Here is a 22,824-nt window from a genome sequence, read left to right on the forward strand (position 1 = left end):
CTCCCATCTTCCCCCCTGGCCCCCCTTTCCGGGAGCGGGGGCGTTCGTGTGAAGGTCGAGGGCCTGCGCCGCACCTTCTCCGGCAACGTCCCCGTGCTGTCGGGAATGGACCTGGACGTGGCTCCCGGCTCGTTCGTGGCGCTGCTCGGGCCCTCCGGGTGCGGCAAGTCCACACTGCTGCGGCTGGTGGCCGGGCTGGACCGTCCCGAGGCGGGGAGCATCTCCTTCACACCGCCGCTGGAGCGCACCCAGGGCGAGCGCGCCCCCATCGCCTATGTCTTCCAGGACGCGCACCTGCTGCCCTGGCGCTCGGTGCTGGACAACGCGGCGCTGCCGCTGGAGCTGACCGGCGTGGCGAAGCCGGAGCGCCACGCCGCGGCGCGCGCCGTGCTCGAACAGGTGGGGCTCGGCGATGCCACCGCGCGCTATCCGGCGGAGCTGTCCGGCGGCATGCGCATGCGCGTGTCCCTGGCGCGAGCCCTCGTCACCCACCCGCGGCTGCTGCTGCTGGACGAGCCCTTCGCCGCCCTCGACGAGCTGACGCGCGGCCGGCTGGATGACCAACTCCGCGCGCTGTGGCGCAAGCTGGGGATGACCGTGCTCTTCGTCACCCACTCCATCTCCGAGGCGGCCTACCTGGCCGAGCGCGCCGTGGTGCTGTCGCGACGGCCCGCGCGCGTGGTGCTGGACAGGACGCTGGAGCTGCCCGCCGAGCGCGGCGCTTCCCTGCGCACCGAGGCCTCCTTCGCCCGCGAGGCCCGCCTGCTCAACGAGGCCCTGGAACAGGGAGAGCGCTGGTGAACCGCGACCTCCTGCGCCAGGCGGGACCTCCGCTGGTGGCCCTCGTCGTCCTGCTGGGTCTGTGGGAGGGCACGGTGCGCCTGCTGGAGGTTCCTGGCTGGCTGGTGCCGCCTCCCTCGGCCATTCTCAAGGTCGGGGCTCGAGAAGCGTCGTCGCTCCTCGGTGCGGCGGTCACCACGGGCAGCTCCGCCCTGGTGGGCTTCGGGCTGAGCGCGGGGCTGGGCGTGCTCGTGGCCATCCTCCTGGCCTCCTCGCGGCTGTTGGAGCGGGCCCTCTATCCCTACACCCTGTTCCTGCAGACGGTGCCCATCGTGGCCGTCGCCCCGCTGCTGGTGCTGTGGTTCGGCCCGGGCTCTCGCGCCGTTGCGGTGTCCTCCTTCATCGTGTCCCTCTTCCCGGTCATCGCGAACACACTCACCGGGCTGCGCTCGGTGGAGCCAGCGCTCCGGGACATGTTCCGTCTCTATGGCGCGCGGCGGCTGGCCACGCTGTGGAAGCTGGAGCTGCCCGCGGCGATGCCGCACCTGTTCACGGGGCTGCGCATCGCCTCGGGCCTGTCCGTCATCGGCGCCATCGTCGGCGAGTTCGTCGCCGGCTTCTCCGAGGGCGCCGCCGGATTGGGAATCCTCGTCCTGTCCGCGTACCGCCAGCTGCGCACGGACCTGCTGTTCGCCGCGGTGCTGGCGGCCTCGGGGTTGGGGCTGGTGTTGTTTGGAGCGGTGAGCCTCATCGGCGCCCGGCTGCTGCGGCACTGGCACCCGTCGGCGTCGGGCCTGTAACTCGCTGTCAGGGAAGGAGCTGAACGTGAGCGGACGCCTCGTGAGACTGTTGGGCTGTGCGGTGCTTCTCGCGGTCGTGGGGGCCTGCTCGCGCCAGAAGGAGGAGCCCAAGCAGGGCGCCCAGACCGCCCCGGATGCCAGCACGGCCCAGGCCGCGCAGCCCGCACCGGCCAGGGTGAAGCTGGCGCTCAACTGGGTGCCGGAGCCGGAGTTCGGTGGCTTCTACGCGGCGCGCGAGTCGGGCGCCTTCGCCCGTCATGGGCTGGAGGTGGACATCCTCGGTGGTGGAGCCGGCGCCCCCGTGCAGCAGATGGTGGCCACCGGCCAGGCGGAGTTCGGCATCAGCGGCGCCGATGAAATCCTCACCGCGCGCGCCCGGGGCCTGGACGTGCTGCCGCTGTTCGCGGTGTACCAGACGTCTCCGCTGGCCATCATGGCCCATGCCTCGCGGGGGGCGAAGGGCATCAAGGACGTGCTGTCCTCGGGCACGGTGGCGCTGGAGCCGGGCCTTCCCTACGCGGCCTTCCTCAAGAAGAAGTACGGCTTCGACAAGGTGAAGGTGGTGCCCTACGACGGCGGCGTGGCGCGCTTCGTGGCGGACAAGAATTTCGCCCAGCAGTGCTTCATCACCGCCGAGCCCATCGCCGCGAAGCGGCAGGGCGCCACGCCGTCGGTGTTCCTGGTGGCCGAGGAGGGCTTCAACCCGTACATCGCCGTGGTCATCACCCGACGGCAGTACTGGAAGGAGCAGCCCGAGCGCGTGAAGGCCTTCGTGGCGGCGGTGCGTGAGGGCTGGCGGACCTACCTGGACACCCCGGGGCCGACCAACGCGCTCATGGGCAAGCTGAACACGACGATGGACGCGGAGACGTTCGCCTCGGCGGCCGAGACGCAGAAGCCGCTCATCGAGACGGACGAGACGCGGGCCCGGGGACTGGGGACGATGAGCCGCGAGCGGTGGGAGCAGCTGGGCCAGCAGCTCGTGGACCTGAAAATCATCGAGAAGGCGCCCCCGGTGGACGAGTTCCTGCTGCCGGAGTTCACCGGCTCACGGCCATGAGTGACCTGCTGGAACGGCTCGCGCGGGAGGACTTCTTCGAGAACGTCACGTTCTCGAATGAGGACCTCCAGAACGCCGACCTGCGCGGCAAGGAGTTCTATCGGTGCACGTTCGAGAACTGCCAGCTCCAGGAGAGTCGCTGGAAGGGAGCGACTCTCGAAGCCTGCGTCGTCCGTGGCTGTAACGCCACGCGCGCGCAGGTCGCCGAGGCGCGGTTCCGGGGCGTGCGCTTCGAGGACTCCAAGCTGATGGGGATTGACTGGAGCGGGGTGGCCTCCAACCCCGAGCTGGGCTTCGAGGGCTGTGGCCTGTCCTATTGTTCCTTCGTCGGACTCAGCCTGCGGCAGGTCTCCTTCCTCCGGTGTGCCGCGCGAGAGGCGAACTTCTTCGACCTGGACCTGACGGACGCGGACTTCACGGGAGCGGACCTCAGCGACAGCAACTTCCGTGGCTGCACCCTCACCCGGACCGACTTCTCCGGCGCGACGGGCGTATTCCTCGACCCCGCTCGCAACAAGCTGAAGGACACGCGTGTCCCGGTGGAAGCGGTGGTCGGGCTGGCCAGGACGCTGGGCATGCTCGTGACGGGCTACCACGATGACGTGCCGAAGCGGGCGGGGCGGAAGAGCCGCTGAACCGGAACGCCTCCCTCCGTGCGAGCAGGGAGGCGTCGGAGCGGCCCTCGCTACTTCCGCATGAAGTGCTTGCCGCTGTTGTCGTCGAGGTACGTGCGGCCGTTCAGTTGGTAGGCGAGGTCGAAGACCACCGGCTTGCCCACCGGGAGCGCCGCGTCGGGGAGGACCCAGATGCGGTGTCCCTCGGGGTCGCTCTTCCCCGTGTCCTTGAGCGGCGCCTCCTGGAGCTGGCCGGGGACGCCCTTGTCCAGCAGCCGGTAGCGCACGCGGACCTGCGTGGCCCGCGGATGGACGGCCAGCCCCTGCTGGCGCGCGCTCCCGTTCGCCGCGGATGACAGCTCGTGTGGCCGGACGTCCCGCGTCAGGAACCGGAACGCGTAGTTCCGCCCGTAGTCGCTGTCGTAGTGCACCTGGCCATCGCTGCTCCGGTAGTCGAACCAGACGATGACCTCCTCCGCGTCCGGAGGAATGACGAGCTCCTGGAACAGCATCGAGCCGTAGCCCAGCGGGTCCTTGTCGACGTGCCGGAGGATGCCGGCGGGCGACCACAGCACCTTGTCCTGCACCGGGCCTTGCTCGGAGAACTTCACGTGCGCGGTGATGGGCTGGGCGGGCGCCCCGAAGAGGTAGTCGCGCGCCAGCGGCATCCGGTGCGGGTCGTAGTAGATGCTGAGCTTGCCCCCGGGCGTGAGGTCGCCTTCGAGCCGCTGATTCCAGGTATGGGTGAAGTACAGCGCGGCGGGTTTGCCGAGTCCGTGTCGTGAAAGCATGGAACCCTCGTGTATGGGATTGCCCGAGCCGGCTACTGGTACATCGCCGTCACCGTGACATCCGGTTGCGTGTCGAAGAGCTTGATGAACGTGACCTGGATGCTCTCGTTCCAGTAGTACGCGTTCTGCTGGGAGCCCGAGAGGCTGTTGGGGTCTCCCACGTTGGGGAGGTTCGCGTTGCCCAGTGTGACGGAGGAGGGCGCCCGCGTGCCCACCAGCGCGATGTAATAGAAGCGCTCGTTCGGCGTGTACCGGTCATACACGCGCTTCACCCGGATCTTCTGCCCGCTGGGGATGCCCTGGTGGCTGACTTCCGTGCACCGATAGGCCTTTTCGAGCTCCGCCTCCGTGGTGACGCCGTCGTCCTGGTACAGCGTGTACGTGCTGTCCGGTCCCGGGTAGATGTTGAGGGTGAGCGGGTTCGTATCCAGCTCGCCCACGTACTGCTCCAGCTCGCGGAAGGGCAGGATGGCGCCGGCGCGCACGTAGATGGGCACCTCGCCCAGGTCCGCGACCCAGTTCTGGATGAGCGTCCCGCCGTTCACGGGCGCATCGAGCGGGGCCTTGTTGTCCTTGAACGCGTACCACTGGCTGCCCGCTGGCAGGTACACGGAGCGGGTGGCCACCGGCGGGTTGCCCGTGCCCGGCGTGATGACCGGCGCCACGAGGAAGTCGCGGCCGATGAAGAACTGGTCGTTCAAGTAGTCGTAGACGCGCGGGTCCTGCGCGTCGTTGAGGAAGAGCGCCCGGGCGATGGGCAGGCCCGTCTGCGTCGCCTGGTACATGGCGTCGTAGTAGAGCTGCAGCATGCGGTAGCGCAGCTCCACGTACGTGCGGCAGTGCGTGGGCACGGGCTCGCCGTAGGCGTACGGCTCCTGGAACTGCTTGGTGTAGCCGTCGTAGTGGTTGCGGTACCAGGGCAGGAACGAGCCGGCCTGCATCCAGCGCGTGAGCAGCTCGTAGTCGGTGACGCCGCCCTGCACGCGGGCGCCATGGAACGGCGTGCCAACGATTTCAGTCGGCGTGGTGCTCCCGGAGCCGTTGGCGAAGCCGCCGATGTCGCAGCCCGAGATGGGGATGCCCGACAGGCCGAGGTTGAGCACCTCCGGGATGTTGATGCGCAGGAAGTCCCAGCTCGACGCGGAGTCTCCCGTCCACAGGCCCGCGTAGCGCTGCATGCCCGCGTAGCCCCCGCGCGCGATGATGAAGTTGCGCCGGTCCGGACGCAGGACGTTGATGCCCTCCCAGGTGGCCTGGAGCAGCAGCAGCACGTACGCGTTGTGCATCATCGCGTTGGGCACGTACGTGGTGCCGTTGTTCGTCTCCATCGACAGGGGGAAGGTCTGATACGGCGAGTCACCGCTCTTCGCGATGGCCGGGCAGGTCATGTCCTGCCAGATCATGTCCATGTCCACCGTCTGGATGAGGTGCGAGTACTGCTCGCCCCAGACCTTGCGCACCTCGGCGCGGCCGAAGTCCGGGTAGTTGCCGGGTGCGCCGAGCGGCATGCCGCCGCTGTCCTGCAGCAGGGGAGGGTAGGGATAGGGATTGGTTCCCGCGTTCGTGCCGTAGGAGACCTGCCCTTCGTACAGGTTGGGGTTGGGTCCCTCGTTGGCGCGGGTGTTGTAGATGAGCCCGTTCATCGACAGCAGCGCCTCCCGCTGCGTGTAGGGGGTCTCCTTCCCGTTCTCGTCCAGCGTGTTGTCCGTCAGCAGCGGGGTGATGTTGGTGCTGCACTTGAACCCCAATTGGTGCAGCCCGGCCATCATCTGCGGCGCGTTGGGGAACTTCACCTCGCTGCTGGTGAAGGTGCGGTAGTTGTTCTGGAAGTCCACGTCGATGTGGAGCCCATCGATGGGAATCCGCGCGTCACGGTAGGCCCGGGCCACGCCTTCCAGCGTGGGCCGGTCGTAGTAGCCGTAGCAGCCCTGGTGGTAGCCGAAGACATACTTCGGCGGCATCGTGGGCCGGCCCGTCAGCGCGGTGTACTGCTGGATGACCGCGGCGGTGTCGTCCCCCGCCATGAAGTAGTAATCCATGTCCCCGTACAGCGCGCCGAAGTAGTACTTCCCGCGCATGTCCGAGTAGTCACTCGCGCCGATGTTGAAGTACGACTGGGCGGGGTTGTCGAAGAAGATGCCGTAGCTGTAGGCCTGACCGGCGTAGTCCCCCTGGGGCGAGGGGTTGTTCTCCAGCACCAGCGGCACCGAGCAGTACAGCGCCTCGCTGGGGTTGAGCGGGCCGCCCTCGTTGTTCGACGGCACGGGGCCGGACGAGTAGATGAAGTTGTCGTAGTTGAAGAACGTCATCGTGAATTCGTTCTTCAGCACCTGCGCGCCGGCCTTCTCCCCGAAGCCGCAGTAGCGGGCGCCGTTGGGGTACACCTTGAAGTTGGCGACGACCTGCTGGCCGGGGATGTAGACGAGGTTCTTCCCGGGCTGGTCGGCGTTGATGAGCTGGTTTCCCCGGTACACGAGGACGCGGTACGGCTGCAGCTGGATCTCCACCCGCATCTTGCCGGTGTCCACGACGATGGCCTGGTCATCGTCCCGGACGACGTTCAGGTTCACCGGGCCCAGGGCGCGGTTGACCACCGCCACCGAGGTCTCCACCGAATAGTCGAACCCCGGCGCGGGGTTGAACCGCACGCGGAAGCACGTGGGAGACAGGAAGGACAGCTGACACGAGACGGCGTTCTCCGCGGCCGTGAGGGTGAAGACATTCCCACTGCGTGAATGGGTGATGACGTTGCCGAACGAGGTCCAGCCATCGTTGTTGGGGGTGAAGGCGTTGACGTTGACGAATTGGTAGCTGTCGGCGGGGGCGTAGGAGCGTGCGGCGGGGGCGGCGCTCTTCTGCGGAAGCGCGGTGGGCTTGGACAGGGCTTTGGTCATGGGGAATCACCAATGGAGGGCGGACGCCCTCCAGGGACGCACAGGGGACACGGGCCGACTTGTGGGGGTGGGAGTTCGGAGGCAAGTCTGGAGTCGAGGAACGGATGACTGCAGAGCAGGACTTGCCTGGAGCCCGCTACGTCAGGGCATGACTTCCGGGTGACGGCGAATGCGTCTGGGCTTTCGCGTCACGCCAGGAATTCTTCGCTGCGGGGCTCCCGACTGTCAACGCACGGGAACCCCGTTCCCCGGTCAGAGGCTGATGATCTTTTGCGGTCAGGTTGCGAAAAAAAGACAGTCGCTGACTTGCATTCGCCTACTCGCCGTGCCGCTCCGCGTTCGCGATGATGGCGTCACGGGTGAACCGGGCGAGCCCCGGGCGCACGCGGTCGATGCTCTCCGTGAAGCGGGAGTCGCCCACGTACATCTCCGCCAGCCCGCGGTGCATGACGTAGGAGCACGGGTAGAACCACTGGGAGATGTGCTGCCGCCACGCCTCCGCCAGGTCCATGGCCGCTGCTTCCGTGGGCGCGCGGCCCGCGCCCAGCAGCTCGGCCAGCTCCTTCTGGATGCGGTCCAGCTCCGCCTTCATGCGCTGCCAGTCCTGCTTCGTGTAGCGCGCCGTCCTGCGGGCGGATTCCTTGTAGGCCTCCGTGTCGCCCCAGCGCTCCTTCACCTCGGCCTCGTACTTCGTCGGGTCGAAGTCGCCGAACGCCTCGAACATCTTCTCCTGGTCCATGCTCGTTCCCTTCTCCAGTGCGTCGAGCGCCGCGTCCACGGCGCCCAGCAGCGCGTCCAGCCGTGCGGACCGTTCCGACAGCAACTGCCGCTGCATCAGCAGGGCCGAACGCAGGTCGAAGGAGGGATCTCCCAGGATGCGGCGAATCTCCTCCAACGGGAACCCCAGCTCCCGGAAGAAGAGCACCTGTTGCAACCGCTGCAGGTCCGCCTGGGTGTACAGCCGGTACCCGGCCTCGCTGCGCTCCGAAGGGCGCAGCAGGCCGATTTCGTCGTAATGATGCAGCGCCCGGACACTGACCTTCGCCAGGCGTGCCACCTGACTCACCGTAAGGGCCATATCCCTCCACCTCTGGAGACAAGGTGTAGGGTCTCACGTCGCGTGAGGGTCAAGCCCCCCCGGGTTCGATTCAGACCAGCCGGCTCCAGATGAACGCCGGCAGGGCCACGCCCAGCACCACCCCGGTGTAGGCCTTCCAGTGCTTCGGGCCGAGGATGGGGGTGAGGAGCTGCTCGACCAGGAAGGCGCCCAGGCCCACCTTCACCAGGTTCATCGCCTGGTTCGAGTCGAGCAGGTAGGACACCCCCGCCGCGAGCCACAGCGCGCCCACCGCGGTAATCGAGCCCACCTTGATCCACCAGCGGCGGTTCGACGCCGTGGGGTCCATGTCCTGGTGGACCTTCTTGGCCGCGTCGAAGCGACCGTTGCGCATCTGATGGGCGAAGACGGCACCCGAGGCCGTCCAGAAACCGCCCGCTCCCAACATCGTCGCCAGTCCCACGTCCATGCTGCTGTCCCCTTTGCTCACAGGAAGGATTGGCAGCGTCCGCAGGACCCCTCAGGGGCCGAGAGCGGAACGCCGCGTCGTGTGTCCGGGAAGCTTCCGTCCATGCGCGGGGCGGGCTCGCCCGGCCGTCCCACCCCGCGCGGGGGCTCAGGTCGAGTCCCCCATGCCCACGAGGGACCGCTGCCGCTCGGCCAGCTCCTTCACCACCCGCAAGGTGGAGAGGGTTTCCTGGCCCACCATGTGACGGGCCCGCTGGTGCGAGTCGGGCTCCAGCTCGAGCGTGTGCTCCGCCGTCACCACCACCGTGTCGCCCACCGGGTCGAGCAGCCAGGCGCCCTGGTGCGAGCGGACGAGGGGGTGCGAGTGCACCTGCTCGTATTCGATGCGCCGGCCCTCGTCATCCCGGCGGATGATGCGACACACGCGCGTCCGCGAGGGGCCCGCCGCCTCCAGCTCGAAGTCCTGGTAGGTGTGCGTCCGCTCCCGCAGCGTGACGCGCCTCACGTGGGGCAGCAGGCTCGGCCAGCGGTCCACCTCCCACAGCAGGGCGTGGACGAACTCGGCGGGAGCATGGATGGTCACCGACTCCGAGAAGCAGAGGCTCTCCGGCTGGGCGAGGGCAATCTTCTGGTAGCGGGCGTACGGGGCCGTGGGGTTGCGCTGGATGAGCGCATCCAGCGCCTCGGGGGAGTCGGCCTCGATGAGCCACAGGCCCGCGGCCATTCCGGCGCGCACGAAGGCGTGCTTGAGGTGGCCGGAGGCGAACAGCTCCTGGATGTATTCGTGTCCCCGGTTGACGGTCTCCAGGTACGTGGGGATGGGGAGGTCGCCCGGAGCGGCCTCGGTCAGGACGGCGAACAGCATGGGTGGGTTCTCCGGTAGGGGGTCAGGCGTTCTCGGCCATCGCGTGGGTGAGGTTGCCCAGGCTCTGCAGGGCCATGAGCGGAAAGACCTGGGACTTCTGGAACATCGACAGCGGGCCCATGAGGACGAGGCGGTGCAGCTCCTCGTGCGACGCGACGTCGAAGATGAGGACGTTGCCTCCGCCGCCACGCCGGACGAAGTACGAGTGCAGCTTTCCCTCGGCCCTCAGGCCCAGGTAGTAGCGCCGCTCGCGCTCTCGGAGTTCCTCCACGTGCGAAGCGGACAGGTGGCGTGGGTCTTCCTGGGTGATGCAGGCAATCAACATGCTCATGCTCCTGTGGGGATGGCGGACGGGCCCTTCTGGGACGCCGCGCTCTGCTGGGCCTTCTCGCGGAGCAGGCGCCGCAAGGGCTTTCCGGCGCCGCTCCGGGGAAGGGCGTTGACGAACTCGATGCGGGCGATGCGCTTGTAGCCAGCGAGCCGCGGGTTCACCTCCGCGAGGATGCGCTCGGGCTCCAGCGCGCCGGGCCTGGGGACGACGAAGGCGTAGGGGAGCTGCTCGTCATGGCCCACGTCCAGGGCCACCACGAGGCAGTCCTTCACGGCGGGGTGCTCCTTGAGGACGGCCTCCAGCTCCGCGGGCGCGATGCTGTGCCCCTGGTGCTTGATGACGTCCTTGAGCCGGTCCACGTAGTGGAGGAAGCCCTCGTCGTCGACGAACACCAGGTCTCCCGTGTAGAGCCAGCCGTCGCGCAGCGCGCGGCGCGTCTCCTCCTCGCCCTTCCAGTAGCCGCGCATCACCTGCGGCCCGCGGATGCAGAGCTGGCCCACGGTGCCGGGGGACACCTCCTGCTCGCCAGTGGCGGTGTCGACGATGCGCTGCTCGGTGTCCGGCACCGGAAGACCGCAGGCGCCCGGAGGCCCCTGGTAGCCGGCGAACACCGGCGTGGCGTGCGTGAGGGGCGAGGCCTCCGTCAGCCCGAAGCCCTGCAGCACGGGGATGCCGAGCCGCGTGCTCGCCTGCCGGGCCACGCGCACGTCCAGGCTGGAGGCGCCGCTGCTGATGAACCTCAGCCGGGGGGCCCGCAGGGACTCCAGGTCCTCCAGCGCCGTCAGCGCGGCGACCATGGGCGTCACGGTGTAGAGCTGGGTGGCCTCGTGCTCCCGGGCCAGGTGCATCAGGTGCCGCGCGTCCCAGCGGTCCAGCAGCACCTGGGTGGCGCCGGAGGCCATGCTGGCGCCCAGGTGCATGCTGAGCAGCACCGGCAGCCCGTTGAGCAGCACGTCCGCTTCGGTGACGTGGTGCGCGGCGACGAACTGCAGCGCGTTGCTCACCAGATTGCGGTGGCTGAGCATCACTCCCTTGGGGAGCCCGGAGGTGCCGCTGGAGTAGGGGATGGACAGGACGGCGTCCGCGTCGACCTCCACCTCGGGGAACGGCCAGGGAGGCTGGCGGGCGGCCAATTCCAGCAGCGCGTCGTCTCCGGAGGCGGCGCCCGCGAAGCCCACCCGCCGGCGCAGCCCGGGGAGGCGCTCGCGCAGGCCCGCCGCCAGCACGTACATGTCGCCCGTCAGCACCGCGGCGACGGCCTCCGTGTCGCGGAGCTGGTGCTCGATTTCGCGGGGGCCATAGAGCGGATTGATGGGCGTCACCACCGCGCCCACCCGCGAGATGGCCAGGAAGGTGATGAGCGCCTCCGGCCGCAGGCAGGCGGTGAGGGCGACGACCTCGCCGGGCCGCACGCCCAGCTCGTCGCGCAGCACGTGGGCGACGGCGTCCGTCAGCGCGTCCAGCGCGCGGAACGTCAGGGAGATGCCGCCATGGCGGAGCGCGTCCCGGTGCGGGCTCCGGCGGGCGGTGGCCCGGAGCAGCTCGTCATAGCGGTGGCCCGGCGGGGTGAAGGGCGGGCGTGTCAGCGTCATCAGCTCGCGGACGGAGGTGCGGCCCCGCTCGCTGGCCACCTTGAGCGCCCGCAGCTCCTCGCGGCTGCTCCCGTCGAGGACCTTCCGGAGCCACTGCTCGGCGTCGTGCGCGGTGGCGAAGCGGTCCGAGCCGCCGGCCACCGTGCAGTCCCGGATGAGCACGACGCGACAGCCGAAGCCGGGCTCGGACACCACCTCCCAGGAGCCGCTCACGGCGGTCAGCGGGGGCAGGGGAGACTCCTGCTCGAAGTCGATGCGGTAGCCGGTGGGTGACAGCACGCGCCGGGAGCGGGCGGTGTGCGTGCCACCTCCAATGCGGGCCGTGAGCTCGATGCGCATCGTGCGCTCGCCCTGCTCCAGGACGGACGCGGCCACGCAGCTCGGGAAGATCTCCGGCCAGCGGTCCACCGCGAGGATGAGCTCGAAGACCCGGGCGGGCTCCTGGCGAATCCAGGTGGAGTGCTCCAGTCGGAAGGATGCGGTTTCGGACATGTGGGGGATGCCTCTCTCCAATCAGGCGGGCGCGGCGTTCTGCCTCGCCCAGCCATTCATTGGAGTGAGGGCGGGCACCTTGTGATTCGTCCCCGCGCGCGAAGTCCATCCATCACACGCGCCGCGCATTCCCTCCATCCGACGTGACGAAAGACCGACCCGGTCTTCCACAAAGGATGAACATGCGATTCCCGCCCCAACTCCTTGCAGCGCCGTCGTCGCCGTCGGGCGTGACGAAGTCCTGGCGGCCCACGCCCATCCAGGCGCTGTGCACCCCGCTCATCCACCGGATGCGTCTCAGCGGGCTGGACTGGGATGACATCCGCTCCTGCCTGACAGCGCTCGGAGATGCTCCGCTCCTGGAGGAGCAGGCTCTGTGGCACGACGTCTGGACCTCGCGCGGGCACGTCTGCGAGGCGCGCTCCATGGAAGCCGCCGTCATGCGCGAGCGCGCCACCCAGCGGCGGATGCTCCTGCGCTCCGCGGCGTGCCACCACTTCGCGCAGCTGCCCTTCTTCGACAACCCCGAGGCGAAGTTCATGACCCGGCGGCGGGTGACGCGCCTCTTCGAGTGCGCCCGCCCGTTGCTTCCTCATGAAGTGCAGTCGCTGCGCGTCCCTCATGGCGACTTCACGCTGCCCGCGTATCTGCTGCTGGCCGGCACCGGGGAGTGCACCCCGTGCGTCCTCCTGGTGAACGACCTGGGCAGCGCCAAGGAGGTGGAGCTGCATGCCCTGGCGGAGGAGTTCCTCGCGCACGGTGTCTCCGTGCTGCTCTTCGACGGGCCCGGCCAGGGCGAGCTGTCGGGGCTCCGCCGTCTCCCGGTGGCGTTCGAGCAGGTCGTCACGTCGGTGCTGGACGGCGTGAGCGAGCACCCCCGGGTGGACTCCGGGCGGCTCGGCATCTGCGGGCTCGGCCACGGCGGCTACCTGGCCGCGCGGGCCGCCGCGCTCCTTCCGGAGCGGCTCCGGGCCTGCATCAGCATCTCGGGCGGATACGACCACGCGCACTACGCGCGGCTGCCCGAGCTGGTGCGCGCGGAGCTGAAGTACGCGTACTGCGAGCGCTCCGCGGACGCCATGGAGCGGCTCGCCCGGAGCGAGCTGAGCCTGCGCGAGGTGCCGAGGCTCGACGCACCCCTGCTCGTCGTCCAGGACACCGAGGACCCCACGTGGCCTCGCGCCTCCAGCCTCCAGCTCCTGGAGTGGGCCCGGGGCGACCGGGACTTCCTGTGCACCACGCTCGAGCAGCTCGCGAGCGCCCGCCTCGGTCCCTGGATGGCACGCGCCCTTCCAGCCGCGGGCGCCTGATTCCTCCGGTCCACGTCACATCCGGGCCCCGGCCCGCTCTCTTTGAAAGCCCCCACATGCAAACCCACCCCTCACGAAACGTCCCCCACCTGGTGGACCTGAGCGTCCCCGTGGATGCGAATCACTGGGAACCCGACGTCATCCGCTGCGAGTACATCGACCACCGGCGCGGCGCGGACCTGCTGGGCAGCGCGCTCATCCACTCCCGGGGCCGCGGCTCGCGGCTCGCCAAAGCGCGCGAGTGGCTCAAGCACAAGCTCGGCTTCGGCGTGGACCACCGCGACTTCCCGGACGGCAAGGGCCTGTCGCTCATGCGCTACACGCTGACGACCCACACGGGCACGCACATGGACGCGCCCTTCCACTACGGCGACGTGGACGCGAACGGAGACCGCGCGCGCACCATCTGCGAGGTGCCGCTGGAGTGGTGCTTCCGGGACGGCGTGGTGCTGGACGTGCGCGGCGAGCCCGGTGACGGCCCCGTCACGCGGGACGAGGTCATCGAGGAGCTGGAGCGCATCGACTACACGCTCAAGCCGCTGGACGTGGTGCTGCTGCGCACCGGGGGCGACCTGCACGTGGGCAGGCCCGGCTACTTCACCCACTTCCGCGGCGTCACCGAGGCGGCCACGCGCTGGCTGGTGGAGCAGGGCATCCGCGTCATCGGCATCGACAGCTTCGGCTTCGACGCGCCCTTCCACCAGATGCTGGAGGACTACGTGCGCACGAGAGACCCGCGTGCGCTCTGGCCCGCGCACCTCTTCGGCCGGAAGAAGGAGTACTGCCAGCTGGAGCGGCTCGCGAACCTCGACAAGCTCGAGCGGCCCCACGGCTTCAAGGTGTCCTGCTTCCCCATCAAGCTCGCCCGCGCGGACGCCGCCTGGTGCCGCGTGGTGGCCCTCTTCTGAAACACCCCCCTCACACACCAGGAGCAGTCCGCATGTACCGAATGAAGCACCAGATTGAGATTGATGCGCCCGTCCACGTCGTCTTCGACCTGATTCGCTACGTCGAGTGCTGGCCGGCCATCTTCCCGCCCTGCAAGGCGGCGCGCATCGTCGCGGAGGAAGGCGCCCGGCAGGTCATCGAAATCTCCGCGCTCGCCAACGGCCAGCCCATGAGCTGGCGGTCGGAGCGGGAGGTCCACCCCGACGTGCGGCACATCTCCTTCCGGCAGGTGCGGCCCTCGCCGCTGCTGGAGCGCATGGAGGGCGACTGGCACTTCCACGCGCTGCGCTCGGGAACGCTGGCCGTGCTGGAGCACCGCTTCGCGGTGAAGGCGCAGCCCCACGGCCTCGTGGAGGGCGTCACGACGCAGCAGGAGGCACTCGATTTCATGGTGCGCTCCACGGACGACAACAGCCAGAAGGAGCTCCAGGCCCTCAAGCAGTTCCTGGAGTCGAAGGAGCGGGCGGGCCGCAAGCAGGAGGCGCCGCCGCGCGCGGAGTTCGAGGAGAGCCTCACCATCTCCGCGCCTCCGGAGCGCGTCTACGCGCTGCTCCAGCAGGCGACGGGCTGGCCGGAGCTGCTGCCCCACTGCCGCGCCGTGGACATGCGCTACGACGACGGGCGCAACCAGGAGTTCGTGATGACGGTGGAGGTGCGCGGCAGCGAGGAGCGCATCCGCACCATCCGCCGCTGCAACACCCACGGCCGCAACATCACCTACTTCCAGCCCGAGCCGCCCCCGGTGCTGCGTGAGCACACCGGCGAGTGGCGCGTGGAGCCCGTCCCCGGCGGCGTGCGCGTCGTGTCGTGGCACGCCGTCGAGCTCGCGCCGGAGAAGGCACGCGAGATGTGGGGCGACATCGGGACGGACGAGGCGCTGCGCCGGGTCGCCAACGCCATCAACGCCAACAGCCTGGGAACCATGAAGGCCATCAAGGCTCGCGTGGAAGCGTGAGCACGGAAGGAAGCACCACACCATGACGGGAACGAAGGACATGAACAAGGACACGCAAAAGGTCGCGCTCATCACCGGCGCGGGACGAGGCATCGGACAGGCCGCGGCGCTGCGGCTGGCGCGGGACGGGTACAGCGTGGGGTTGCTGGCGCGCTCCCGGGAGCAGCTGGAGGAGACGGCCGCCGCCGTGCGCGAGGCGGGGAGCCGGGCGGCCATCGCCGTGTGCGACGTGCGCTCGGCGGACGCGGTGCGGGAGGCGGTGCACGCCATCGTCTCCGAGCTGGGCCCGGTGAGCGTGCTCGTCAACAACGCGGGGCGCGGCGGCGGCGGCATCACCGCGAAGATGGAGGACGACCTCTGGCGGGAGGTGGTGGACACCAACCTCAACAGCATCTTCTACGTCACCAAGGCGGTGCTCAACGAGAACACCGGTGACGCGCTGGAGTCCATCATCAGCATCGCCTCCACGGGCGGCAAGCAGGGCGTCATCTACGCGGCGGCGTACAGCGCGTCCAAGCACGGGGTGATTGGCTTCACCAAGTCGCTGGCGCTGGAGCTGGCGCCGCGGGGCATCACCGTCAACGCGGTGTGCCCGGGCTTCGTGGAGACGGAGCTCGGCGGCCAGGCGCGGCGCAACTACGCGCGGCTGTGGGGCGTGGACGAGGAGAACGCCCGAAAGCGCATCGAGCAGCGCGTGCCCATGGGCCGCTACATCCAGCCGGACGAGGTCGCGGAGATGGTCGCGTACCTCGCGTCCCCGGGCGCGAAAGGCATCACCGGCCAGGCCCTGAACATCTGCGGCGGGCTCGGCAACTACTAACCCCACACGAGACAGCAGCGCGGGAGACGCGAGTGAAAGTCAGGGACATGAAGCAGCGACGACGGGTCGTCGTCACGGGCATCGGAATCGTCGCCCCCAACGGGGTGGGCAAGCAGGCCTTCTGGGCCAACGCGATGGCGGGGCGCTCCGGTGTCCATCCGGTGGAGGTGTTCCCCACGCGGGGGTTCAAGAGCCGCATCGCCGGACAGGCGCTGGATTTCGATCCGTTGGCGCAGGGGCTGACGGCGGAGCAGGCACGCCGGCTGGACCGGTACATCCAGTTCGCGCTGGTGGCGGCCCGCGAGGCCGTGGCGGAGTCGGGGCTCGAGAACGCGCAGGTGGACAAGGAGCGCGTGGGCGTGTGCGTGGGCAACGCCATCTGCGGCACGCCGCTCATGGAGCGGGACTTTCTGGTGCTGACGGAGCGCGGGACGCGGCCCATCGCGCCGGAGAAGGTCCGGTCCACGCTCTACCAGGCGGCCACCTTCAACGTGGCGTCGGCGGAGGTGGCCAGCCGCTACGGCGCGCTGGGGCCGAGCACCGCGCTCACCACCGGCTGCACCGGAGGGCTGGATGCCATTGGCTTCGCGTTGGACTGCATCCGGAACGGCGACGCGGACGTGATGATCGCCGGGGCGGCGGAGGCCCCCATCACCCCGGTGGCCATGGCGGCCTTCGACGTCATCGGCGCGCTGTCCAAGCGCAACGACGCGCCCCAGAAGGCCTCGCGGCCGTATGACAAGAACCGCGACGGCTTCGTCCTGGGCGAGGGCGCGGGCATCCTCATCCTGGAGGAACGCTCGCACGCGCTGCGGCGTGGGGCGCCCATCCTCGCCGAGGTGCGGGGCTTCGGCTCCTGCAACAACGCCTTCCACATGACGGACCTGCCGGCGGATGGCGCGGCGCTCGCGCGCTCCCTGCGGCTGGCCCTGGACGACGCGGGGATGCGGGGGACAGAGGTGGACTACGTGAGCGCTCACGGCAGCTCCACCGCGCAGAACGACGCCAACGAGACGGCGGCGCTCAAGAGCGTGCTCGGCGCGCACGCGTACGAGGTGCCCATCAGCTCGCTGAAGTCCATGTGCGGCCACCCGCTGGCGGCGGCCAACGCCCTGGAGGCGGTGTCGTCGGTGCTCACGCTCACGCGGGGCGAGCTACCGCCGACCATCAACTACGAGACGCCGGACCCGGCGTGCGACCTGGACTACGTGCCCAACGAGGGCCGCCGCAAGCAGGTCGACGTGGTGCTCAAGGGCGCCAGCGGGTTCAGCGGGATTCACAGCGCCCTGGTGCTCACGCGCCCGGACTACGAGGGAGGTCTTTCATGAGTCGTCGAGTGGTGGTGACGGGCATCGGCTTCGTGGCGCCCGGCGGCATCGGGCAGGGGGCCGTCTGGGACAACATCCGCGCGGGGAGGGGCGCCATCCGGCGCGTCACCCGGTTCGACCCCACGGGCTACCCGAGCGCGCTGGCGGGCGAGGTGGATGGGTTCAACCCCACCGACTTCATGCCCATGCGGCTGGCGCGCAAGCTGGACCCGTACACGCAATACGCGGTGGCGGCGTCGCAGCTCGCGCTGGACGACGGACGGATGGATCTGGAGCGGGTGGACCGCGAGCGCATGGGCGTCTTCGTGGGCAACTGCTTCGGCGGGTGGGACTTCACGGACCGCGAGCTGCGCAAGCTGCACACGCAGGGCGTCAAGGAGGTGAGCCCCTTCCAGGCCACGTCCTGGTTCCCCGCCGCGCCGCAGGGGCAGATCTCCATCCACTTCGGGCTGCGCGGGTTCAGCAAGACGGTGTGCGGTGAGCGGGCCAGCGGGCACATCGGCATCGCGCTGGCGGCGCGGAGCATCGCCAGCGGGCAGTGCGACGTGAGCCTCGCGGGCGGCGCCGAGGCCCCCATCACGCCCTTCACGTACCTGGCCTGCGGTACCGAAGGCGTCCTCGTGGGCCCGGACACGCCCGCGGACGGCGCATACCGCCCCTTCGACGCGGGACGGCGGGGCCTCGTGCCCGCCGAGGGCGCGGCCTTCCTGCTGCTGGAGGAGCTGACGCACGCGCTGGAGCGCAGGGCGCCCATCTACGCGGAGGTGCTCGGCTTCGGGCTCTCGAACGACGCGTGCCACCCCGCGCTGCTGCCGCCCGAGGAGCGCCACCTGTCGGTGGCGATGCGCAAGGCGCTGGAGGACGCGGACGTGACGCCGGACGCCATCTCGTACGTGCTGGCGGACGGGCTGGCCACGCCGGAGGGAGATCGTCAGGAGGCGGCGGCCCTGCGCAAGGTGTTCGGCTCCGAGCGGCGCGTGCCCGTCTCGGTGCCGAGGACGATGACGGGGCACCTGTACGGGGCGGCGGGCGCCCTGGATGCCGGGCTGGCGGCGCTGTCCATCCAGCACGGCGAGGTGCCGCCCACGGTGGGCACCCGGACGGTGGATGCGTCGCTGGACGTCTCGCTCGTCACGGAGACCACCACGCCCGAGCGCGTGGACCACGTGATGCTCAACGGCCGCGGCTCCGGTGGGCTCAACGCGTCGCTCATCATCAGCCGCTTCGCGCGGGCCTGAACGGCTTCACCCAAGGACACGGAGGAGAAGAAAGCCATGCTGGAAGAGGAGAAGAAGGTGCGCGAGGTGCTCGCCGGACTGCTGGGCCGGAACGAAGCGGAGTTCGAGCCCAACGCGTCGCTGAAGGACGACTTCGACGTGGACTCCACGGAGATGGTGGAGATCGTCACCATGATGGAGAAGGCCTTCGCGCGCCCGCTCGGCGAGGGCGCGGAGAAGAAGATCCACACCGTGCGGGACATCTACGCCCTGGTGGGCGCGGGCGCCCGGTGAGGACGCCTCATTCCCGGCCGGAGGGCGGTGTCCTCCGGCCGGGAGGGGAGACGGGGATGATCATCGGCTTGGGAACGGACCTGTGCGGCATCGAGCGCATCGCCGGCATGATGGCGCGCACCGAGGGCCGGTTCGAGGCGCGGGTCTTCACCGAGGCGGAGCGGGCCTACTGCCAGGCGCGGGGCGAGCCGGCCCAGCACTTCGCGGCGCGCTTCGCGGCGAAGGAGGCGGTGCTCAAGGCGCTGGGCGCTCCGGAAGGGCTGTCCTGGCACGAGCTGGAGGTGTTCCACACCCCCGAGGGCCGTCCCGCGCTGAGGCTGCGCGGCGCCGCGAAGGAGGCCGCGGAGCGGCTCGGCGTGCAGCGGCTCCACCTGACGCTGACGCACAGCGAGGGAATGGCGGTGGCCACCGTCATCGCCGAGAGCTGAACGTGCGCATCACGAACGTGCCGCCGGACGCTCCATCCGGGTGAAGCCAACGGGAATGAAAGGCACCATGCACTCACCCAACACGAATCTCGTGGTCCAGACCGCGAACGAGAAGAACCGCGGCATCTCCATCCTCGCGAGCTCGCTGTTCCGTCAGCTCGTGGCCCATGGGTACACACCGTCCCACGTCGTCAACCTGACCACCGAGCTGCTGGACCTGCTCTCGACGTCGCTGCGGAGCGCGGCAAGCCCGGCGATGGAGCCCGTGCCCATCCCCGTGCGCACGGACAGTTCGGACACGGGGACTACGGGGTAGGGGAGGCCAGCGCCGCCTGGCGCGCCCACTCCGCGCCGAGGAACATCGGCAGGAAGTGCGGAAAGGCGCGGTGCGGGTTGCGCCGCGTCACCGTGTCCTTGATTCGCGCGAGGGCCTCGGGTGAGGACGCTCCCCGGGGATGCTCCGCGGCGACCGCGTCCACCACGCCCTGGACGTACTCCCGCTGCTGGTCGAGCAGCTCGGGGCCGCCGGTGGGGCCGTGCCCCGGGTGGATCCACTTCGGGTTCAGTGCGCGCAGCTCGTCGAGGCGCTGCAGCCACGCGTCGGCGCTTCCGTTCTCGAACCAGCTGTGGGTGCCGTTGGCGACGAGGTCCCCGACGAAGAGGTGGCCCTCCCACTCGACGGCGACATGGGCCGGGCTGCACCCGCCGCCGAGCACGTGCGCCTTCACGGTGACTCCGCCCGCGGTCAGCTCCGTCGTATGGCGCCCGAAGCTGTCGGGCAGCGTCACGTTCCGGGGGTAGAGGGCCGTCGCGTACTTCTCGGCGAAGACGGGCGCCCACCGGGCGTGGACGTCGGGGATGCGCTCGAGGACCTGCTCAGAGGTGACGACGGGGACTCCCTGGTCCTTGACCCAGGCCGTGCCGTTGAAGCGGTCGGGGTTGGGGTGCAGGACGATGGCCAGCTTGACCTTCTTGCCGGTGGTCCACTCGCCGAAGCGGATGAGCTTGCGCAGCGCGGTCGGCACGAACTGCGTGTCGATGAGGATGAGCCCGTCGGGACCTTCAATCCAGTACGAGGAGGTCGCGAACGAAAACTGGCCCGAGATGTACTGGCCGACCCGCGCGTCGCCCTGCTCCTGCGCGGAGTTCGAGTACCAGTTGCCGTCCTCGTCGAGCGACCGGTGGGGAAAGCACCCAGGGCCGAAGATCACGGCGAGCGAGGCCACGAGCGCGAGTCTCATGGCCTTCGAGCATAGCCGCGGGCCGCTGGGGACCGTCGGGGTGACACCGTGCGTCATGTGGGACGCACGGTGCCGGGTGGACGGCTCAGAGGTGGTAGTGACCCGCGGCCTCGGGCTGGTACGGCACCTCGACGATGCGCAGGCGCTTGGACCGGCCGCCGGGCAGGGGCCAGGTGATGGACTGGCCCACGGAGAGGCCGATGAGCGCGCTGCCGATGGGGGCGAGGACGGAGATGCGGCCCTCGTCGGAGCGGGCGTCTCGCGGATAGACGAGCGTGACCTGGCGCCGCTCGCGGGTCTCCTCGTCCTCGAAGATGACGGTGCTGTTCATCGTCACCACGGTCGGGGGCACCGCCTCCGAGGCGACCACCCGAGCGCGGGCCAGCTCCCCGTCAAGCATCTCCGCGAGCTCGGCCATGCGGCCCCCTCCCTGATGGTCGATGACGTGGCGCAGACGCTCCAGGTCGGTCTCGGTCACGATGAGGGACTGCTCGCTGGTCATGTCACACGGCTCCCGAAAAAAGGGTTGGGGTAATCCCCATTCAACACCCTGGCTCGGGGATTATTCCATGACCCACCATTTGATTTCGGGGGCTCCGTCATCCGTCAGGAAGAAGACGCGCGGCGATGCGGAGACGGTGGGTCCTGCCTACATCCTGCTCATCGCATGGAAGTAGGTAGCGAGCTTCGCCTCGCATCCGGCGGGCGCGCCCGGCAGGACCTTGCAATGGCCCTTGGCGAGCTTCTCGGTGGCCGCGTTCGTCTCCTTCAGCTTCGCCTCGAAGGCCTTCAGCTCCTTCGGCTCCAGCCCGAGGAGCGGGTTCTCGGAGTCCTCGGGCTTGGAGGTCTTGGCCTCCTTGAGCTGGGCCAGCGTCTCCTGCGCGGCCTTCTGTCCCCGGGGCTGCAGTGCCTCCACGAGCGACCAGAAGGGCTTGAGGTCACCCGAGGCGAGCTGCTTCGCGAACCAGGCCCTGTGCGCGCGGACGTCCTGGGCGCACGCCATCTCCGCGAAGCCGGCCATGCTGCCGTCGTTGCCCGAGGTCCGCTCGTAGAGGTCGCAGGAGGCGGTGGTCCACCGGTTGAAGTCGGCCTGGAGCGCCATCCAGGACTTGAAGGCCTTGGGGTCCTTCTGCTTCAGCGGCACGAGGAACCCGTCCAGCTCGCGCTCCATGGCCTGCTTCAGGCAGGCGACCTGGGCGTCCGCCTCGTTGCGCATGTCGGCGGTCGTCGGGCCGTCCTCATTCTCCTGGGACTCTGGCGTCTCCGCCGAGGAGCAGGTCGCCTTGACGTAGGCCGAGATCGGCGCGTCGGGCTCCGGGTTGGCGTGGAGGGTCAGCGTCAGCGCGAGGATGAGCGGGTTCATGGGAGTCATCTCCGAGGTGCGACCCGCTATTTATTGAAACGCGCGCGCGGCGTCATCGGGTGACGCGTCACCTGCTCGCGAAGGAGATGGGGCGCGGATCGGAGCCCCGGATGCGCCAGCCCGTGTGGATGAACATCTGGCCTTCAATCCTGTCCAGCGTGATGGCGATGCCCATGCGCTCGTGGGAGGTCTCGGCGGTTTCGAGTTCAAGATGTTGCTCGCTCACCCGGTTGAGCAGGTCGACGAGCTGGCGGGAGTAGCCTTCCTCCGACTGGATGATGAGCCACTGCTTCATCCCGCGAACCCGCTGGGTGAGCACGTAGACCGTCAGGGACTTCAGCATCAGGTCGAACGTCGAACGGGGCACCTCATCCGAGAGGTGATTGGAGCGCGCGTGGACGGGCTGGGGGGCGACGGGCGTGGGGGTCAATGAATTGACGCCCCGGGTATCTTTGTCCGTGAGCACCCTCATCCACGTGTCGATCTCGCCGGCAACAGTCTGCTTCTCCTTGGGAGAGTTCGCGACGAGGGCCTGGTCGTAGAGATCGCGGAACGCTGCGGACACAGGGGGCGGGAGCCGGCCTCCAGCCCATTCGTAGGCTGCGGACTCCATCTTGCGCAGCTTCTTCGCCAGGTCTTCCTTGGAGATGTTGGCGGGAGGCGGCGGGGGCTCCTCCGGTGAAGCCGTCTGTTGCACTGGCAGCTGCTGCCGATATGCCGCGCGGAGTTCTTCGAAGTACTGCGTCAGGGTCTGGGAGGGATTCCGGATGGGAAGGATCGCGTCCGGTGCCCGCTCCAGCGCACGCCTGAATGCGGCCTCCGCGATGCGCGCGTCCTCGGACTGAGGGCCGTTGGGCTTGCCCTGGCTGAGTCTGTAGTGCAGGACGCCTTTCATCAGATCCAGCCAGAGGCGTTCCCGGTCGGTGTTGGAGGTGAAGCGCTCCGCCCTGGGCAACATCTCGATCGCCGCCTCGAACTCCAGGGCGTCGTACTGACGAGCGATTCTCGGGATGAAGCGGTTGGGGCTCTTGGGAAAGGTCGTCTCGGCGCCCGCGGCGTGAGCTGTGAGCGCGCAGCCGCTGAGTGCCATCACGATCAGGACGGGGGCCATCCGGACGAGGCGCTGATGCCTCTGGGGGAGACATCCGCCGGTGGAAGATGGGATCTTCATTGAGA

At 69.3% G+C, this 22,824-nt stretch carries 24 protein-coding genes; 13 read left to right on the forward strand and 11 right to left on the reverse strand.

The window, feature by feature from the left end; all coding sequences use genetic code 11:
* Window positions 1-48: 48 nt before the first annotated feature.
* The 4 genes from HG543_RS24655 to HG543_RS24670 are packed head-to-tail and all read left to right on the forward strand — an operon-like array spanning window position 49 to window position 3,275.
* A complete protein-coding gene (locus HG543_RS24655) occupies window positions 49-801 on the forward strand; it encodes an ATP-binding cassette domain-containing protein (RefSeq protein WP_169347299.1) in 753 nt (250 codons plus the stop codon).
* Window positions 798-1,580 (forward strand): ABC transporter permease subunit, encoded by a 783-nt coding sequence (locus HG543_RS24660; RefSeq protein WP_169347300.1) that lies wholly within the window; start codon window positions 798-800, stop codon window positions 1,578-1,580. The genes HG543_RS24655 and HG543_RS24660 overlap by 4 nt, the downstream gene beginning before the upstream one ends.
* A gap of 25 nt (window positions 1,581-1,605) precedes the next feature.
* Window positions 1,606-2,640 (forward strand): ABC transporter substrate-binding protein, encoded by a 1,035-nt coding sequence (locus HG543_RS24665; RefSeq protein WP_169347301.1) that lies wholly within the window; start codon window positions 1,606-1,608, stop codon window positions 2,638-2,640.
* On the forward strand, window positions 2,637-3,275 hold the full coding sequence (locus HG543_RS24670; protein WP_169347302.1) for a pentapeptide repeat-containing protein: 639 nt from the start codon (window positions 2,637-2,639) through the stop codon (window positions 3,273-3,275). Before HG543_RS24665 ends, HG543_RS24670 begins: the two co-directional genes overlap by 4 nt.
* Before the next feature lie 50 nt (window positions 3,276-3,325).
* Here the strand turns inward: HG543_RS24670 and HG543_RS24675 are convergent, their stop codons facing one another.
* The 7 genes from HG543_RS24675 to HG543_RS24705 all read right to left on the reverse strand — a co-directional run bounded on the left by HG543_RS24675 (window position 3,326) and on the right by HG543_RS24705 (window position 11,744).
* Entirely contained in the window at window positions 3,326-4,045 is a 720-nt protein-coding gene (locus HG543_RS24675; RefSeq protein WP_169347303.1) for a DUF6209 family protein, read from the reverse strand.
* Between the two features lie 32 nt (window positions 4,046-4,077).
* A complete protein-coding gene (locus tag HG543_RS24680) occupies window positions 4,078-6,939 on the reverse strand; it encodes a TIM-barrel domain-containing protein (RefSeq protein WP_169347304.1) in 2,862 nt (953 codons plus the stop codon).
* Between the two features lie 316 nt (window positions 6,940-7,255).
* Entirely contained in the window at window positions 7,256-8,017 is a 762-nt protein-coding gene (locus tag HG543_RS24685; protein WP_169347305.1) for a MerR family transcriptional regulator, read from the reverse strand.
* Window positions 8,018-8,087: 70 nt separating this feature from the next.
* Window positions 8,088-8,465: a hypothetical protein gene (locus HG543_RS24690; protein WP_169347306.1), complete on the reverse strand. Its 378-nt coding sequence runs from the start codon at window positions 8,463-8,465 to the stop codon at window positions 8,088-8,090.
* A 147-nt stretch (window positions 8,466-8,612) separates the two neighbouring features.
* Window positions 8,613-9,329: a muconolactone Delta-isomerase family protein gene (locus HG543_RS24695; protein WP_169347307.1), complete on the reverse strand. Its 717-nt coding sequence runs from the start codon at window positions 9,327-9,329 to the stop codon at window positions 8,613-8,615.
* A 22-nt stretch (window positions 9,330-9,351) separates the two neighbouring features.
* Window positions 9,352-9,654 carry a muconolactone Delta-isomerase family protein gene (locus HG543_RS24700; protein WP_169347308.1) on the reverse strand — a complete coding sequence of 101 codons (303 nt, stop codon included), beginning with the start codon at window positions 9,652-9,654 and terminating at the stop codon, window positions 9,352-9,354.
* A 2-nt stretch (window positions 9,655-9,656) separates the two neighbouring features.
* A complete protein-coding gene (locus HG543_RS24705) occupies window positions 9,657-11,744 on the reverse strand; it encodes an AMP-binding protein (protein ID WP_169347309.1) in 2,088 nt (695 codons plus the stop codon).
* Between the two features lie 182 nt (window positions 11,745-11,926).
* Here HG543_RS24705 and HG543_RS24710 point away from each other — a divergent pair, with 182 nt between their 5' ends.
* The 9 genes from HG543_RS24710 to HG543_RS24750 all read left to right on the forward strand — a co-directional run bounded on the left by HG543_RS24710 (window position 11,927) and on the right by HG543_RS24750 (window position 19,360).
* Window positions 11,927-13,054: an alpha/beta hydrolase family protein gene (locus HG543_RS24710; protein WP_169347310.1), complete on the forward strand. Its 1,128-nt coding sequence runs from the start codon at window positions 11,927-11,929 to the stop codon at window positions 13,052-13,054.
* Window positions 13,055-13,110: 56 nt separating this feature from the next.
* Window positions 13,111-13,962: a cyclase family protein gene (locus tag HG543_RS24715; protein ID WP_169347311.1), complete on the forward strand. Its 852-nt coding sequence runs from the start codon at window positions 13,111-13,113 to the stop codon at window positions 13,960-13,962.
* 32 nt (window positions 13,963-13,994) lie between these two features.
* Window positions 13,995-14,957 (forward strand): aromatase/cyclase, encoded by a 963-nt coding sequence (locus HG543_RS24720; protein WP_169347312.1) that lies wholly within the window; start codon window positions 13,995-13,997, stop codon window positions 14,955-14,957.
* A gap of 22 nt (window positions 14,958-14,979) precedes the next feature.
* Complete coding sequence (locus HG543_RS24725; RefSeq protein ID WP_211194149.1) at window positions 14,980-15,777, forward strand: SDR family NAD(P)-dependent oxidoreductase; 798 nt, start codon at window positions 14,980-14,982, stop codon at window positions 15,775-15,777.
* 47 nt (window positions 15,778-15,824) lie between these two features.
* A complete protein-coding gene (locus tag HG543_RS24730) occupies window positions 15,825-17,105 on the forward strand; it encodes a beta-ketoacyl-[acyl-carrier-protein] synthase family protein (protein ID WP_169347313.1) in 1,281 nt (426 codons plus the stop codon).
* Window positions 17,102-18,343 (forward strand): beta-ketoacyl-[acyl-carrier-protein] synthase family protein, encoded by a 1,242-nt coding sequence (locus tag HG543_RS24735; RefSeq protein WP_169347314.1) that lies wholly within the window; start codon window positions 17,102-17,104, stop codon window positions 18,341-18,343. The genes HG543_RS24730 and HG543_RS24735 overlap by 4 nt, the downstream gene beginning before the upstream one ends.
* Window positions 18,344-18,379: 36 nt before the next feature.
* Window positions 18,380-18,616: an acyl carrier protein gene (locus tag HG543_RS24740; RefSeq protein ID WP_169347315.1), complete on the forward strand. Its 237-nt coding sequence runs from the start codon at window positions 18,380-18,382 to the stop codon at window positions 18,614-18,616.
* Window positions 18,617-18,672: 56 nt separating this feature from the next.
* Window positions 18,673-19,044 carry a holo-ACP synthase gene (locus tag HG543_RS24745; protein ID WP_169347316.1) on the forward strand — a complete coding sequence of 124 codons (372 nt, stop codon included), beginning with the start codon at window positions 18,673-18,675 and terminating at the stop codon, window positions 19,042-19,044.
* A 67-nt stretch (window positions 19,045-19,111) separates the two neighbouring features.
* A complete protein-coding gene (locus tag HG543_RS24750; protein WP_169347317.1) occupies window positions 19,112-19,360 on the forward strand; it encodes a hypothetical protein in 249 nt (82 codons plus the stop codon).
* Here HG543_RS24750 and HG543_RS24755 read toward each other — a convergent pair.
* The 4 genes from HG543_RS24755 to HG543_RS24770 all read right to left on the reverse strand — a co-directional run bounded on the left by HG543_RS24755 (window position 19,350) and on the right by HG543_RS24770 (window position 22,759).
* Entirely contained in the window at window positions 19,350-20,285 is a 936-nt protein-coding gene (locus HG543_RS24755) for an MBL fold metallo-hydrolase (RefSeq protein ID WP_169347318.1), read from the reverse strand. The two genes, HG543_RS24750 and HG543_RS24755, sit on opposite strands and share 11 nt — an antisense overlap.
* Window positions 20,286-20,370: 85 nt before the next feature.
* Window positions 20,371-20,787, reverse strand: coding sequence for a nucleoside diphosphate kinase regulator (rnk, locus tag HG543_RS24760; RefSeq protein ID WP_169347319.1), 417 nt, complete (start codon window positions 20,785-20,787; stop codon window positions 20,371-20,373).
* Window positions 20,788-20,934: 147 nt separating this feature from the next.
* A complete protein-coding gene (locus HG543_RS24765; RefSeq protein WP_169347320.1) occupies window positions 20,935-21,648 on the reverse strand; it encodes a hypothetical protein in 714 nt (237 codons plus the stop codon).
* Between the two features lie 67 nt (window positions 21,649-21,715).
* Window positions 21,716-22,759, reverse strand: a complete 1,044-nt coding sequence (locus tag HG543_RS24770) for a hypothetical protein (protein ID WP_169347321.1) — start codon at window positions 22,757-22,759, stop codon at window positions 21,716-21,718.
* Between the last annotated feature and the right edge of the window lie 65 nt (window positions 22,760-22,824).

The sequence above is a fragment of the Pyxidicoccus fallax genome (assembly GCF_012933655.1).
Lineage (GTDB): Bacteria > Myxococcota > Myxococcia > Myxococcales > Myxococcaceae > Myxococcus > Myxococcus fallax.

Excerpts from the sequence above, each read along its gene's own strand:
- HG543_RS24695 (WP_169347307.1), bottom strand. The coding sequence starts at position 9,329 with ATGCTGTTCGCCGTCCTGACCGAGGCCGCTCCGGGCGACCTCCCCATC.
- HG543_RS24735 (WP_169347314.1), top strand. The coding sequence starts at position 17,102 with ATGAGTCGTCGAGTGGTGGTGACGGGCATCGGCTTCGTGGCGCCCGGC.
- HG543_RS24675 (WP_169347303.1), bottom strand. The coding sequence starts at position 4,045 with ATGCTTTCACGACACGGACTCGGCAAACCCGCCGCGCTGTACTTCACC.
- HG543_RS24725 (WP_211194149.1), top strand. The coding sequence starts at position 14,980 with ATGACGGGAACGAAGGACATGAACAAGGACACGCAAAAGGTCGCGCTC.
- HG543_RS24750 (WP_169347317.1), top strand. The coding sequence starts at position 19,112 with ATGCACTCACCCAACACGAATCTCGTGGTCCAGACCGCGAACGAGAAG.
- rnk (WP_169347319.1), bottom strand. The coding sequence starts at position 20,787 with ATGACCAGCGAGCAGTCCCTCATCGTGACCGAGACCGACCTGGAGCGT.
- HG543_RS24730 (WP_169347313.1), top strand. The coding sequence starts at position 15,825 with ATGAAGCAGCGACGACGGGTCGTCGTCACGGGCATCGGAATCGTCGCC.
- HG543_RS24755 (WP_169347318.1), bottom strand. The coding sequence starts at position 20,285 with ATGAGACTCGCGCTCGTGGCCTCGCTCGCCGTGATCTTCGGCCCTGGG.
- HG543_RS24745 (WP_169347316.1), top strand. The coding sequence starts at position 18,673 with ATGATCATCGGCTTGGGAACGGACCTGTGCGGCATCGAGCGCATCGCC.
- HG543_RS24685 (WP_169347305.1), bottom strand. The coding sequence starts at position 8,017 with ATGGCCCTTACGGTGAGTCAGGTGGCACGCCTGGCGAAGGTCAGTGTC.
- HG543_RS24770 (WP_169347321.1), bottom strand. The coding sequence starts at position 22,759 with ATGGCCCCCGTCCTGATCGTGATGGCACTCAGCGGCTGCGCGCTCACA.
- HG543_RS24710 (WP_169347310.1), top strand. The coding sequence starts at position 11,927 with ATGCGATTCCCGCCCCAACTCCTTGCAGCGCCGTCGTCGCCGTCGGGC.
- HG543_RS24690 (WP_169347306.1), bottom strand. The coding sequence starts at position 8,465 with ATGGACGTGGGACTGGCGACGATGTTGGGAGCGGGCGGTTTCTGGACG.
- HG543_RS24700 (WP_169347308.1), bottom strand. The coding sequence starts at position 9,654 with ATGTTGATTGCCTGCATCACCCAGGAAGACCCACGCCACCTGTCCGCT.
- HG543_RS24715 (WP_169347311.1), top strand. The coding sequence starts at position 13,111 with ATGCAAACCCACCCCTCACGAAACGTCCCCCACCTGGTGGACCTGAGC.
- HG543_RS24740 (WP_169347315.1), top strand. The coding sequence starts at position 18,380 with ATGCTGGAAGAGGAGAAGAAGGTGCGCGAGGTGCTCGCCGGACTGCTG.
- HG543_RS24720 (WP_169347312.1), top strand. The coding sequence starts at position 13,995 with ATGTACCGAATGAAGCACCAGATTGAGATTGATGCGCCCGTCCACGTC.
- HG543_RS24765 (WP_169347320.1), bottom strand. The coding sequence starts at position 21,648 with ATGAACCCGCTCATCCTCGCGCTGACGCTGACCCTCCACGCCAACCCG.
- HG543_RS24670 (WP_169347302.1), top strand. The coding sequence starts at position 2,637 with ATGAGTGACCTGCTGGAACGGCTCGCGCGGGAGGACTTCTTCGAGAAC.
- HG543_RS24680 (WP_169347304.1), bottom strand. The coding sequence starts at position 6,939 with ATGACCAAAGCCCTGTCCAAGCCCACCGCGCTTCCGCAGAAGAGCGCC.
- HG543_RS24705 (WP_169347309.1), bottom strand. The coding sequence starts at position 11,744 with ATGTCCGAAACCGCATCCTTCCGACTGGAGCACTCCACCTGGATTCGC.